Raw genomic sequence first — 12,879 nt, forward strand, 5'->3', positions numbered from 1 at the left:
CTTTCAAACTGGCTGAATTTACCATTTATTAGTCAAAACGCTTAAGGCTTTCCCAGCTTAATTTCTAATACACTGTTTTATAAAAGAATAAAACTGGCACAACAGCTGCTACCTCCTGCCAACTAAGGTAAAAAGGAATAGTGATAATGAGCATACTGCGGGTGTTGTTTAATATACTCTGGTTCGTACTGGGTGGTTTTATCATGGGCTTGCTATGGTGGCTGGCTGGCCTGCTGTGTTTTATCAGCATTATTGGCATTCCGTTTGGCCGCAGCTGTTTTGTCATTGGTGAGATGGCGTTTTGGCCTTTCGGTCAGGATGCAGTAAACCGCCGCCATATAAACCGCTATGATGACATCGGCACCGGAACACTGGGCACTTTGGGAAATATCGTCTGGTTTGTGCTGTTCGGTATCTGGCTGGCGCTGGGGCATCTGGCGCATGCGCTGCTGTGTTTTGTCAGCATTATCGGTATTCCCTTTGGCATTGCGCACCTGAAACTGGCACTGTTATCCATCGCCCCTATTGGCAAAACGGTAGTCGCACGTCATGCTAGTTAAGAGTGTACGCATTGCAGGGCAGACAACCTTATGTCACAGCAGCATTATCAGCGGATCTGGCAAACCGTACTGCAGATCCCTGCAGGTAAGGTAGCCAGTTATGGCCAAATTGCCGATTTAGCCGGCTTACCCGGCCGGGCCCGTTTGGTGGGTAAAGCCTTAGGTTATGCCCCCGAGCAATTGGCCGTGCCCTGGTTTCGGGTGCTGCGTAGTGACCGCAGCCTGGCATTTGCGCCGGGCTCAGACACGGCCAATTTGCAGCGCCAGCTGTTACTTGCAGAAGGTGTATTACTGAAAAACAACCGGGTGCAGCAGCAGGATATTTGGCAGCCCGACTTGGCCGAGCTGCTGTTTAAGCTCCGTTATTAATCGGTTAAACCCGGTTTAACCGCTGTCTGGCACGCAACAAAGCTTCTTGTTCGTACTCTTCCATATACTCGGCTAAGTCGCCTTTCCACTGCTCGTCAGCTTCGGCGGTTTCTTTAACCAACCCAACTTCCAGCTGATCGCGTCTAACCAGTAGCTGATGCGCCCTACTGTGCATTTCCAGTTCAACCTCAGCCTGGATCTGGCTGATAGAGCGCAATAGATGCAAGCGTCTGAACATAAGCAGCGCCATCAAATTTAACAACAGTATTAAACTTACGAAAATCAATACCATCAGTTAGCCCTCAACACTTTTTGCTTTAATGGCATTCGCTGCAGCAGCCAAAGCATTACCAGCGCAGGCAACAAAGCAATATTAATTAAAGGTATACCGTACTGATAAAACGCTCTGCTGTAATCGGTGCTAAACAGATACTGCTCAGTAAAAAATACAGCTTGCAATGTTGCTAGCAGTAAAAAGGCTACACCTGCAACCTCAGCAACAGCGCTGACGCTTTGTTTAAGCATACTGTGAAATTTGTACAGCAGATAAATCGCCAGTACATCAATTAAACAAAAGGTGCCATACCAAATGAACTTGTATCCTATGCCATCATTAGCTGCCAGTTGATAAAGCATCGGAACCAGAGAAGTCATGACTCCGTTAGTTACCGCCACAACAGTAAAAGTAATTAAGACAGAAGAAACCTTTTTCTCAATCCGGATTGCTGTTATCAATAGCAAAAAATAAGCGATAAACAGGTATTTATCTAAACTGAATAGAATAAATTCCAGTCTGTCCCATTCCATACTCTGTGTGCCCCGTAGTAAAACCGCCGTTAGTTACCCGGTGGGATAATACCACCACCATTGCCCAAAGTTGTGATTGCTGGCGCGGCGCTACCCGTTACCGGCGCATTGCCCGGAGGAATAATTCCGCCACCATTCCCCTGCACTGCCGGTGTTGCACTGCCCGTTACCGGTGCATTACCCGGGGGAATAATACCTCCGCCATTACCTTGAGCGGTAACCGCTTGCTCACGCTGCAATAACGCTCTGGCCTGCTCGCTAATTTGTACCGAATCGCCGGCTGCCGGCCCTTGCGCCGCTTCTGCCCGCGGTGCGTCCTGCCGGGTGCTTAACGCATTAACTTTTTCCTGTGCGTAAAACTGTGCTTGTGCGGGGCTATTACCGCCGATATTGCTTATTGACATTTCTCACCTCTTAAACTGGTTTACCGTCTTAGCCATACTAGGTTGGCACAGCGGACATTACCAGCACAGCGGGGAAAATTACGTTGACAAAAAAATGATATTTACACCTAAGAGGTCATAGCACAGATTTATCCCAGCTGTTATTGCGTTAAAAGCCTGCTATTGGCTAGACTAGCGCCCTGTTCGATTTGATAGCCAAGATTACAGGAGCGCAAGCATGGGCGCACAGTGGAAAGCCAAACACAAAATGGATGCAGCCAACGCCAAAGGCCGTATTTTTACCAAACTGGCAAAAGAAATTGCCGTTGCAGCCCGTAACGGTGCCGATCCGGACATGAACGCTAAACTGCGCTCTGCCATTGAGGCAGCCAAAAAAGCGTCCATGCCCAAAGACACGCTGGAGCGCGCCATTAAAAAAGGTGCAGGCTTACTGGACGGCCCGGCTAACTATGAGACCGTGGTATACGAGGGCTTTGCACCACACCAGGTGCCGGTGATTGTTGAATGTTTAACCGACAATAAAAACCGCAGCGCCATGAGTATTCGTCAGTTATTCCGCAAAGGTCAGCTGGCCACGTCGGGGGCAGTATCCTGGGACTTTAAACATCTGGGCCAGATTGAAGCCGAACCAGAAAGTGCTGATGCCGATATGGAGCTGGCCGCTATTGAGGCCGGTGCACAGGACTTTGAACAGGGCGAAGACAATGAAGTAGTGTTTTTAACCGAAGCCACCGACTTAGATGCTGTAGCCAAAGCCCTACCAGAATTTGGCTTTAAGGTGTTAACCGCCAAGCTGGTGTACCGCGCCAATAACCCGGTCGCACTGGACGATGCGCAGCGCGCGGAAGTAGAAGCCTTTTTAGATGCAATTGACGCTGATGACGACGTACAAAACGTCTATGTTGGTTTAGCCTAACAATGGTTTGCTACCGCTAAAGCCACCACCAGGTGGCTTTTTTATTGCTCTAGCCAAAGAGTAACTGCCAGAAACTCACCTTACGTAGCTTATGGTAGTGTTTACGCAAGGTATCCACCTGGCGCAAATGCTGCTGTGCCTGCTGCAGATTACCTTCGGCAGCGGCCTGCTGCGCGTTTTCAAGCTCGGCTAATACTTCTGTTAAACCTTGCTGAAACTGCCCGGCCTTATCGGCTGGGAAGGACGCCTGTTGTGCCTGCTGCGTTAACCTGATCAGCTTGTTAAGGTGCGTGACAAGCTGAGCCCTGTCGCTACTTTCTATTGCCTGTTTAAACTCGAAGCCCATGTTTTTCATGGTTTTCTCGACATCTACCGCGGCCTGTAACGGCAAAAGCCAACAGCAAACTAATAGCAGCAACCCACGCATAGATCCCCTCCACAAAACCGGGCGCTACTTTACCGCAAAATGCCGGCAAAGCAAAAACCTGGGCGAAAAAACGGCCGGGCAGCGAGAGCCGGCCGGCCGCAAAGGCATGCAAATACGGGTTAATAGCGGCTGAAGAAATCTTCAACCTGTGCCAGTGCATCTTCCCTGTCCAGGCCGTAACGTTCCTGAATAATATCGGCCAGTTCATCAAAATTACCGCGGGTTTGTTCCAGCTCATCGTAGCTGATGCGATCCCATTGCAGCTTGGCTCTGGCGCGCATTTCGCCCCAGTTGCCTTCATAGTATTTGTAGCCCATGCGAAAACTCCGGTTGGTTAAGTTTGCGCCTAAGCCGGTGCCTTACTGCCTGTTACAGCCCGGCTACCCGATAAGCCAACGCTTATCGCGCTAAGTGTAGCCGCCCCGCTGCCAGCTTGCCGGTTTTTGCCAACTGGTCAGACAGCAAGCACAGTTATTTTTATTGCAACAGGCCAGCCAGCAAACCAATCAGGCCGCCAAACACACCGCCCCACACCACCAGCCAGCCCAGATGCTGACGGATCATTTGCTGAATAATGTCTTTTACCAGCGCCGGCGTCAGCTCATCCAGTCGCTGCTGCACTATGCTATCTACCTGTTGGCGTAAGCTTTCCAGCTGCTCCGGTTTATCCAGTTGCGCCAGCAGCAGCTGGTTAAAATCGTCAGACTGCGACACCTCTACCAGCGCGGTTTTTAACCGGGCAATAAAAGGCTCTTTTAACGGCATCAGCGCAGCGCTGCCGCCAAACATCGACAACATGCCGCCAAAAGACGACTGCTCAACCACTTTAAGCAGTGAGTCAAAGGCCGGTGACAGGTTAGCTTTTTCAATTACCGGAGCAAAATCAAAAGCCTGGCTGTGGCTTTGCTGTTTGCCGGCAATAAAACGGTCAATATTGTCACTGCTGAAAAATTGCGTCATCACCAGCTGATAGATACCGCTTTTAAACTGCTCAAACCGCGCCGGGATCACGCCAGAGCCATATAACAGCGGTACTTTCTCAAATAACATATGCACGGCTAAGGCATTCGTCAGTGCACCGGACAGCGCAAACAACCCCACACTTAACAGTACCGGCTGCTGCCAATACCAGCCGATGACACTTAACACTGCGGCTAACGCATTCGTCAGAACATTTTTACTGCGCATTACTACTCCTGGCTAGCTTAACAATTAACGGCGCGATTTTAATCAGCCACCCGCCGCTCGGCAAGTGCAGGCTTTAGCCGGGCAACAATTGTCGTTATGCTAGGCGCCAGCATAGCAAGAGGAAACATGATGAAGGTGATAGTTGCTTCGGCCAACCCGGCAAAAATTCGCGCGGTCAGCGCGGCCTTTGAACAGATCTTTACCGCTAAGGCGGTTGAATACCGCGGCCAGGCTTGCGAGTCAGGTGTGGCAGCGCAGCCGATGGACAGCGACGAAACCTTACGTGGCGCACTAAACCGGCTACAAGCAGTTGCAGCTGCTGTACCCGGTGCAGATTACTATGTCGCGCTGGAAGCAGGCTTAGATGGCGATAGCAGCTTTGCCTGGGTGGTGATTGCGCATCAGGGCAAGCTTAGCAAAAGCCGCAGTGCCAGTGTGCCGCTGCCGCCCGCTGCACTCATGGCATTGCAACAGGGCGAAGAGCTGGGCGATGTGATGGACCGCATGTTCGCGCAGCAAAACGTGAAACAACAAGGTGGCGCTATTGCCATGCTAACCAACCATTTACTGACACGCGCCGGCGTGTATCAGCAGGCCATTATTCTGGCCATGATCCCGTTTATGCAGCCAGCGCTATTTCCACCGCACACTTAACAGCTTAGTTGTAGCCCAGTACCGCACAGTGCGCGACATCACGCCGCTCTGCCACCACAGCGGTTTGGCTGCGGCGCTCATCTGTCCATACCAGGCTCAGGGCCTGACGTTCCTGCACGGTTAAATCCACCGTTTTTTGCTGCGGGTAAAAATAATGCTGTTGCTGATGGCTTTGTTTAACGGCACTCATAACAGTCTCCTGTATAACCTTTAATAGAGAGTACCCGCTAACTGTATAAGCCACAGCCTGAGCCTAAGCTGAACAGTAAAAAGGTTATTACAGGTAAGCCTTGTTGAAAGACTCCTTCGATTGCTGCAGATAATTGCGGGCTTTTTGCGCGTGGTTTTCCCAGATCTGCTTGTCTGCCGGCTCCGTGAACGGGTTCTGGTTGCTATTCACTGAACGCTCGAACTTGTCGTAGTAGGTCAGCATAGCGGAAGCGATCTGATTAAACTGATCTTTGTAGCTTTGTGTTTGCTCCAGTTGTTCAGAGGTTTTCAGCACAAAACGAACCAGCTCAGTGTTATTACCCTCATCCAGGTAGCTGTTGGCTTTAAGGCGGATATTGCCTGCCACTTCAGCTTTTAATGCCTCACGTACCTGCTCATCTTTACTCAGGGCACGGCTAATGGTTTCCTGCGAGTGCGCCAGGCTGGCATGCTGCAGGGTATCGCGCAGCTGTTTATCCAGCGCACGACGAAACACATCAATGCTCTTTTGGATCTGCAGTAAGTCATGATCCAGCGCGGCAACCTGCGATAGCTCTTTTTCCAGCTCGGCTAAAAAGCGCTCGGCGTCCTGGTAAATTTTCAAGCCGTTTTGCTCGGCAAACTTGCGATCGCTGCGGCTAAGGCCGGCATCACTGTAGTTAGACTTATCAAAACTGGACGCCAGAAACGATTTAAAGGGTTCGGCAAAGGCCGAATAGGTGCCGGCACTGACCACATTCAGCGTCGCAGTAACCAAGTCACCAAACGGCTTGAGCATTGAATTTAACCGCGCCTGCTGCAGGGGCGTGGTAACCCGTTTAGTGTCGTTGATGATGCTGCGAAAGCTGGCATAGGCCATAGGGTTAGACATTTTATTGCGCTCAGAGCCGGCCAGGGCTAAAGCGATCCCCGAGTGCAGCGCGTTGGCATACTCCAGATACTGGCGCTGTAAATCCAGTTGGGTGGCATAGTTGGCGCCCAGAGTGCGAAACGACTCAGCCTGCAGCGCGATATTCTGATCGGCCCGCAGCTTATCTAAAATACCACTGACAATACGCTGCTCATTTTTTTGCAGCGCCGTGGCCAGTAAAATACGCTCTACCTGCAGATCGTCAATATCTACCGCACCGTTAACGGCCTCGATATCCAGCCGTAAGTAGCGTTTAGCCGGTTCATCAATAGATACGCGGTGGGCCTGATAACTGGTATCACCACCATTGTGTTCAATTAACGCGACCGGCTGCCATAACGCATTTAACGAGGGCTGCTCGGCCACCAACACCTGAATACGATAGGAAGTAGCCACGCTGTCCGGCCTGGCCCACAGCTCTAACACGCCCATTTCACTGAGCGCCTGTTTGCTAAACAATACACTGCTGCCCGCCTGACAGCGCAGCGACAGCTCGCCAGAGCGCGGTATGCCCAGTAAAGCTTTGCAGTCCCCCAGTTGGCGCCAGTAATCGGTTTCCTGCTCAAAACCATCCACCAATACCACCGGCGAGGCCTGTAGCGCAGACAACCAGAGGGCAGAGAACATCGCAAACAGCATACGCATAAAGACTCCACAACAAGGTAATAACGCACCACAGGACAAGGCGCCGTAGTGGCGGTTATTTTAGCAGCAGCGCTGTATAGCTAGGAAGCTCCCCGGGCAGAGATATTTTTCAGCCACAACCGATAGTCGCGCGAATTTGTCCTGCTGCAACAGCTGGGGTAGACTGTCGCGCCTAAACAACACCGGCGTCACCGGTAACAACAACCTAGTGGAATGATAGTGTTATGACGAAATGGATGCGGGTGCCTCACACCCTGACGTTACTTTTTAGCATGATGGTACTGGCGATGATCGCCACCTGGATAGTGCCGCAGGGCTTTTTTGAAACCCAAACCCTGGCCAATGGCCGCAGTGCTGTGGTACCCGGCACCTTTGCCCTGGTAGAAGAGCGCCAGTACTTAAGCCCCTGGCAACTGCTTACCGCCATTCCACGCGCCTTTGCCAGTGCGCAGGACGTGATTTTCTTTGTAATGATTTTAGGCGGCGTGTTATCTGTTGCCCGCGCTACCGGCACCGTTGACGCGCTGATAGGCCGCCTGCTGGAACGCTACAATAACAAACCACAAATGCTGATCTTTATGGTGGTGTTTTGTTTTGCCATGGCGTCCAGCTTTATCGGCACCGCCGGCGAATACATCCCCTTTGTGCTGATACTGGTGGCCTTATGTAAGGCAATGCGGCTTGATGCGATGACCGCTGTTGGCATGACAGTGGCAGGCTACGGTATCGGCTATGGCATCTCAGCGGTAAACCCTTTTACTCTGGTGATAGCCCAGCAAATCGCCGACATTCCGATCTTATCCGGTTGGGAGCTGCGTGCAGCGATCTTTTTACCCTTCGTACTGATTGGTTTTCATCATGTCTGGCGCTACGCAAAACAGGTATTGGCCAACCCGGCTAATTCGATGGTAGCCGATTTGCCCTGCCCGCTTGGCAATAACGCCCAAACCAGTTACCCGGCGCTAACCTGGGCGCACCGGCTGATCTTAGCCAGCTTTGTGTTTACCATTGGCGTAGTGGCTTACAATATCCGCGTAAATGGCTGGTACTTGTACGAACTGGGCGCCGCATTTATTGCCTGGGGCCTGTTTGTTACCCTAGTTGGTAAAGTGCAGGCGGATATCGCCGCCAGTAAATTTATTGCCGGTGCGATGGAGCTTACCACCACCGCCATACTGATCGGGGTCGCCCGTGGTATTTCATTGCTGATGGAAGATGGCCAGATTTTACACAGCCTGGTACACGGTATGTCTATGCCGCTATCTTACGTTGGTGCTGAAGTTGCTGCGGTAGGTATGTTGATTATTCAAACCTTACTGAATTTCTTTATTCCCTCTGGCAGTGGCCAGGCCTACGTGACCATGCCGTTAATGGTGCCACTGGCCGATTTGTTGGAAATTCCGCGTCAGGTCGCTGTGTTGGCTTATCAGTTTGGTGATGGTTTCTCCAATATGATTATCCCCACCAATGCCATTTTAATGGGCATTATCGGTATTGCCGGTATTCCCTACGGCCACTGGTTCCGCTTTTGTCTGCCGCTGATGTTCAAACTGATGCTGGCATCGTCTGTCGTGTTAGTGCTGGCAGTCATTTTTGACTATGGCGACGATGTGCAACCACAGGCCGCAGTAGCGCTGGCAACCCAGGCCTCCTGATCCCCAGGCCGATGTGCAACGCGGGCATTTGCCCGCGCTGTACTGGTAATTCCTGCTATTCCTGATTAGAGTGTCAGCTCAATATCCTTACGGCAGATAGCAGCATGAGCCAGGCAAAACAAATTGCCGAGATTATTTTAAAAGGGTTTCGCCGCCACTTTAGCCTGTTTCAGGCGATAACAGCCAAAGCCAAGCAGCGTTTTGAACTGGCCGACTGGCGCGCCTTTCAGCAAGACAGCTCTGATCGTATTTCGTTTTACGATCAGCGGGTCACCGAGGCCATTACCCATCTGGCCAGCGAGCTGCCCAGCCAGTGTTTAAATGAACCGCTATGGCAGCAGGTCAAGCAGCATTACATGGAGTTTCTGGCGTTTCACCCGCAAGCCGAACTGGCCGAGACCTTCTATAACTCGGTGTTTTGTCAGCTGTTCGAGCGTAAATATTTTCATAATCAGAATATTTTTGTTGAGTCGACCCTAAGTAAACAGCATTTACCGGCGCCCATTGCCTCGGTGTACGACAGCTACTTTCCGGCGCAGGACGGCTTAAAGCAGACGATTCGCAATATAGTCTCCGGCTTTGGCTTTATTACGCCTTTTATTAACCTGGACCGCGATATCCGCTTAATCGTAAAAAGCTTTATGGCGCAGTCCAGCCATGGCCGCCACCCGGTGTACCAAATTCGTTTTGATATTTTAAAGTCAGTGTTTTACCGCAATAAAGCTGCCTATATTGTCGGCCGCGCGGTAACTCCGGATGGCCAGCAGCCGTTTATTATTCCGTTATTGCACCGCGAAGGCGCCGGCTTATTTATCGATACGCTGGTAACCGACGCCCAGCAAATGACGATTATTTTTGGCTTTTCCCGCGCTTATTTTATGGTGGCGACGCAGGTGCCGTCATCGTTAGTGCACTTTTTGCGCGAACTGCTGCCACATAAAACCCTGGCAGAACTCTATGCCAGCATCGGCTTGCATAAACAGGGTAAAACCGAATTTTACCGCGAGCTTTTAAGCCATCTGGACAAAAGTAACGATCAGTTTGTTGCCGCCCCCGGCACCCGGGGTATGGTGATGATGGTATTTACCCTGCCATCCTTTCCTTATGTGTTTAAAGTGATCCGCGATAAATTTGCCCCCAGCAAAGAATTTGGCCGCGACACCGTTAAAGCGCGTTATTTACTGGTTAAAAAGCACGACCGGGTTGGCCGCATGGCCGACACCCTGGAATATTCATACGTGGCGCTGCCGAAAAACCGTTTTTCGGCCGAGCTGCTGGAAGAGCTGCAACAGGCCATCGCTGGTTCGCTTAGCTTTGAAGATGATTTAGTCGTGATTAAACATCTGTATATAGAGCGTCGCATGATCCCGTTAAACTTATATCTGGAGCACGCCTCAGATGAAGAAAAAGCCCATATTATGGACGATTATGGCCAGGCGATTAAACAGATGCTGGCGGCGAATATTTTCCCCGGCGATATGCTGCTAAAAAACTTTGGCGTAACCCGGCACAAGCGGGTGGTGTTTTACGACTATGACGAAGTGCAGTATATGCTGGATGTAAATTTCAGAAGCTTTCCGAAAACCGAAAACTACGAAGACGCCATGTTTGCCGAAGGCACTGTGTGTGCTGCGCCCGGCGATGTATTTCCCGAGCAAATGGCTACTTTTGTCACGCCGCAACCGCAAATCCGCGAGCTGCTGTTTAGCAAACATCCTGAACTGCTTGATGCCGCTTACTGGCGGCAGAAGCAACAAAATATCCGCAATGGCGTGGTAGAAGATATTTTCCCCTACCCCGACAACATGCGCTTTTACCATGCTTATCAGGATGACAACAGCAGCGAACCGCACTAGCTTTATCACTATAACTTCACTAAACAGGGCAGCTAATGATGAGCCCAACCACTATTCAGCCGGTTTCAGCCCATTGGCTAAACCGCTTATTGCCCGCCAGGTTGCCCCAGGCGCATAAAGGCGACTTTGGCCATGTACTGGTGCTCGGTGGCGACCACGGCTATGGCGGCGCGGCAATAATGGCAGCACAAAGCGCAGCGCACTGCGGGGCAGGTTTAGTCAGCTTGTTCACCCGGCCGGAGCATGTCAGCGCCATGCTGTGCCGTCAGCCGGAAGTGATGGTGAGCCACCAACACATTAATGACATGATAACGCGGGCCACCGTGCTGCTGGCAGGGCCGGGTCTTGGCCTGTGCAGCTGGGGCACAGCTTTACTGGCTCAGGCATTGGCATCTGATAAGCCGCTGTTACTTGATGCCGATGCGCTGAATTATCTGGCGGCCTTACCCCAAGCTGAGCAACAACAGTTAAAACGCGACAACTGGCTGCTGACGCCACACCCGGGTGAAGCCGCACGTTTGCTCGGTTGCAGCAGCGCTGATATTCAGCACGACAGAGTCGCGGCAGTACAACAACTGCAGCAACGCTTTGGCGGCACTGTATTGCTAAAAGGCCATACCAGCCTGATCGCCGGGCCAGAGCGGCAGCTGGCCAGGCTTGACTGCGGTAATCCCGGCATGGCTGGCGGCGGTATGGGCGATGTATTGTCCGGCATTATTGCCGCGCTGCTGGCACAGGGTTTAACCGGTTTTGATGCCGCGGCATTGGGAGGTTATCTGCATGGTACTGCGGCAGACCAGCTGGCAGCCGTCCGGGGCGAGCGCGGCTTGCTGGCAACTGCTATACTGCCGCACTTGCAGCCACTGCTAAACGGAAAATCCTGACAGATGAAAATTTACGTCGACGCCGATGCCTGCCCGGTGGTGATTAAAGACATTATTTTTCGCGCTGCCGAGCGCAAACAAATAACCACCTTGCTGGTAGCTAACCAGCCGATCCGCGTACCGCCATCGAAGTTTATTTCAGCCATCACGGTATCAAGCGGCTTTGATGAAGCCGACAACGAAATAGTAAGGCGCTGTGAAGCCGGCGATTTAGTGATCACTGCCGATATTCCGCTGGCCGCTGAGGTATTAGCCAAAGGCGGCTTTGCGCTTAACCCGCGTGGCGAGTTGTACAGTAACGATACTATTAAGCAAAAACTCACTATGCGGGATTTTATGGACACCCTGCGCGGCAGCGGTGTGCATACCGGCGGCCCGTCACCGCTAAACCAAAGCGATCGCCAGGCCTTTGCCAATCAGCTGGATAAACTGCTACAGCAGCATGCGAAAGGTTAACCCGGCCAGGCTGACAGCTGCTGCTTACTGCTGAACTGCTGCTGTTTTTGGCTTAGCGGATCGGTAAAACTTAACTGTTTCGCCAGCAATTGCAATGGCTTATCAAACTGCGGTGCCTGCTTCGGTTGCAGCTTGGGGTAGTAAGTATCATGCAAAATCGGCATCGCCAGGCTAAGCATATGCAGGCGTAGCTGATGGGTTTTACCACTGTGCGGTGTCAGCTCAAACAACCCGAGTTCGCCGCTTTTGGCCACCAGGCTGATAGTTGATTGCGCATTTACCTCACCGGCCACTATGGCATTAATAAACCGCGGCTGACTTTTTTCAATCCGGTTAGCTATCTGCCACTGTTTTGGCAGTGCACAGTGTTGGGCTGCCGGGCTTAACGGCGCCACGGCCTGATAAAGCTTAGTGATTTGCGCCTGCTGAAACAGCTGATAATAGGCCGCCCGGCTTTGCGCATTGATAGAAAACAACACCAGACCAGCCGTATCGCGATCCAGCCGGTGCACCGGCACCATATCGTCAATACCAGTGTCGCGCTTTAACCGTGCCAGTAAGCACTCATTAACGTATTCACCACCCGGCGTTACCGGTAAAAAGTGCGGTTTATCCGCCACCAGGATATGCTGATCCTGATACAGGATCTGATGGTTAAACGGGATGGCCGGCTCAGTGGCAACCTCGCGGTAATAACACAACCGCTTACCGGCTAAAAAAGGCGTTTGCAGCGTAATAGCTTCGCCATTAAACCAATGCACCTTGCCAGCTAAAATCCGCTCACGCCAAATATCGGCGCTAATGCGGGCAAAATGACGGCACAAAAACGCATACACCGTCGGCCAGCGCTTATCCGGCGCCGGCAGGGTAATTTCAGAGGCTTGACGGGCAATAGACACAGACGTTTCCTGGCGAAAAATCAGCGCGCAGTCTAGCAT

The 12,879-nt window shown here is 51.7% G+C and carries 17 protein-coding genes; 8 read left to right on the forward strand and 9 right to left on the reverse strand.

Features of this window, described 5'->3' with window-relative positions; translation table 11 throughout:
• The first annotated feature begins 146 nt into the window (after positions 1-146).
• Together RNAN_RS07790 and RNAN_RS07795 are read left to right on the forward strand one after the other, a co-directional pair.
• Positions 147-560, forward strand: a complete 414-nt coding sequence (locus RNAN_RS07790; protein WP_008220491.1) for a YccF domain-containing protein — start codon at positions 147-149, stop codon at positions 558-560.
• A gap of 30 nt (positions 561-590) precedes the next feature.
• Positions 591-929, forward strand: coding sequence for an MGMT family protein (locus RNAN_RS07795; protein ID WP_008220493.1), 339 nt, complete (start codon positions 591-593; stop codon positions 927-929).
• Between the two features lie 4 nt (positions 930-933).
• Here the strand turns inward: RNAN_RS07795 and RNAN_RS07800 are convergent, their stop codons facing one another.
• From RNAN_RS07800 to RNAN_RS07810, 3 genes are read right to left on the reverse strand one after another with little or no spacing between them, the layout of a single operon-like run.
• On the reverse strand, positions 934-1,167 hold the full coding sequence (locus RNAN_RS07800) for a hypothetical protein (RefSeq protein WP_148275680.1): 234 nt from the start codon (positions 1,165-1,167) through the stop codon (positions 934-936).
• Between the two features lie 53 nt (positions 1,168-1,220).
• Positions 1,221-1,736, reverse strand: a complete 516-nt coding sequence (locus RNAN_RS07805; RefSeq protein ID WP_008220497.1) for a hypothetical protein — start codon at positions 1,734-1,736, stop codon at positions 1,221-1,223.
• A gap of 29 nt (positions 1,737-1,765) precedes the next feature.
• The gene (locus RNAN_RS07810; protein WP_008220500.1) at positions 1,766-2,140 is read right to left on the reverse strand and encodes a hypothetical protein; all 375 of its coding nucleotides are present in this window, start codon (positions 2,138-2,140) and stop codon (positions 1,766-1,768) included.
• Between the two features lie 217 nt (positions 2,141-2,357).
• Between RNAN_RS07810 and RNAN_RS07815 the strand changes: the two genes are divergently transcribed.
• Complete coding sequence (locus RNAN_RS07815; RefSeq protein WP_008220502.1) at positions 2,358-3,056, forward strand: YebC/PmpR family DNA-binding transcriptional regulator; 699 nt, start codon at positions 2,358-2,360, stop codon at positions 3,054-3,056.
• 49 nt (positions 3,057-3,105) lie between these two features.
• Here the strand turns inward: RNAN_RS07815 and RNAN_RS07820 are convergent, their stop codons facing one another.
• The 3 genes from RNAN_RS07820 to RNAN_RS07830 all read right to left on the reverse strand — a co-directional run bounded on the left by RNAN_RS07820 (position 3,106) and on the right by RNAN_RS07830 (position 4,671).
• On the reverse strand, positions 3,106-3,483 hold the full coding sequence (locus RNAN_RS07820; protein WP_040551868.1) for a cytochrome b562: 378 nt from the start codon (positions 3,481-3,483) through the stop codon (positions 3,106-3,108).
• A gap of 119 nt (positions 3,484-3,602) precedes the next feature.
• Complete coding sequence (locus RNAN_RS07825) at positions 3,603-3,800, reverse strand: CsbD family protein (protein ID WP_008220510.1); 198 nt, start codon at positions 3,798-3,800, stop codon at positions 3,603-3,605.
• 160 nt (positions 3,801-3,960) lie between these two features.
• Positions 3,961-4,671, reverse strand: a complete 711-nt coding sequence (locus tag RNAN_RS07830) for a DUF445 domain-containing protein (RefSeq protein WP_008220512.1) — start codon at positions 4,669-4,671, stop codon at positions 3,961-3,963.
• A 126-nt stretch (positions 4,672-4,797) separates the two neighbouring features.
• Here RNAN_RS07830 and yjjX point away from each other — a divergent pair, with 126 nt between their 5' ends.
• Positions 4,798-5,325, forward strand: coding sequence for an inosine/xanthosine triphosphatase (gene yjjX / locus RNAN_RS07835; RefSeq protein WP_040551869.1), 528 nt, complete (start codon positions 4,798-4,800; stop codon positions 5,323-5,325).
• Positions 5,326-5,329: 4 nt separating this feature from the next.
• Here the strand turns inward: yjjX and RNAN_RS07840 are convergent, their stop codons facing one another.
• A complete protein-coding gene (locus RNAN_RS07840) occupies positions 5,330-5,515 on the reverse strand; it encodes a hypothetical protein (RefSeq protein WP_008220515.1) in 186 nt (61 codons plus the stop codon).
• An 87-nt stretch (positions 5,516-5,602) separates the two neighbouring features.
• Positions 5,603-7,090, reverse strand: a complete 1,488-nt coding sequence (bdpA, locus tag RNAN_RS07845; protein ID WP_008220518.1) for a BAR domain-like protein A BdpA — start codon at positions 7,088-7,090, stop codon at positions 5,603-5,605.
• A gap of 224 nt (positions 7,091-7,314) precedes the next feature.
• On the opposite strand from bdpA, the gene RNAN_RS07850 reads away from it, so the two are divergent.
• The 4 genes from RNAN_RS07850 to RNAN_RS07865 all read left to right on the forward strand — a co-directional run bounded on the left by RNAN_RS07850 (position 7,315) and on the right by RNAN_RS07865 (position 11,941).
• Positions 7,315-8,745, forward strand: coding sequence for a YfcC family protein (locus RNAN_RS07850; protein WP_008220520.1), 1,431 nt, complete (start codon positions 7,315-7,317; stop codon positions 8,743-8,745).
• A gap of 104 nt (positions 8,746-8,849) precedes the next feature.
• Positions 8,850-10,601, forward strand: a complete 1,752-nt coding sequence (gene aceK / locus RNAN_RS07855; RefSeq protein ID WP_008220522.1) for a bifunctional isocitrate dehydrogenase kinase/phosphatase — start codon at positions 8,850-8,852, stop codon at positions 10,599-10,601.
• A gap of 35 nt (positions 10,602-10,636) precedes the next feature.
• On the forward strand, positions 10,637-11,485 hold the full coding sequence (locus tag RNAN_RS07860; protein WP_081502277.1) for an NAD(P)H-hydrate dehydratase: 849 nt from the start codon (positions 10,637-10,639) through the stop codon (positions 11,483-11,485).
• 3 nt (positions 11,486-11,488) lie between these two features.
• Positions 11,489-11,941, forward strand: coding sequence for a YaiI/YqxD family protein (locus tag RNAN_RS07865; protein ID WP_008220526.1), 453 nt, complete (start codon positions 11,489-11,491; stop codon positions 11,939-11,941).
• On the opposite strand, the gene RNAN_RS07870 is transcribed toward RNAN_RS07865, so the two are convergent.
• Complete coding sequence (locus RNAN_RS07870; protein WP_008220527.1) at positions 11,938-12,840, reverse strand: pseudouridine synthase; 903 nt, start codon at positions 12,838-12,840, stop codon at positions 11,938-11,940. The genes RNAN_RS07865 and RNAN_RS07870 overlap by 4 nt on opposite strands.
• Positions 12,841-12,879 lie beyond the last annotated feature (39 nt).

It is taken from the genome of Rheinheimera nanhaiensis E407-8 (assembly GCF_000296695.1).
GTDB classification, from domain to species: domain Bacteria; phylum Pseudomonadota; class Gammaproteobacteria; order Enterobacterales; family Alteromonadaceae; genus Alishewanella; species Alishewanella nanhaiensis.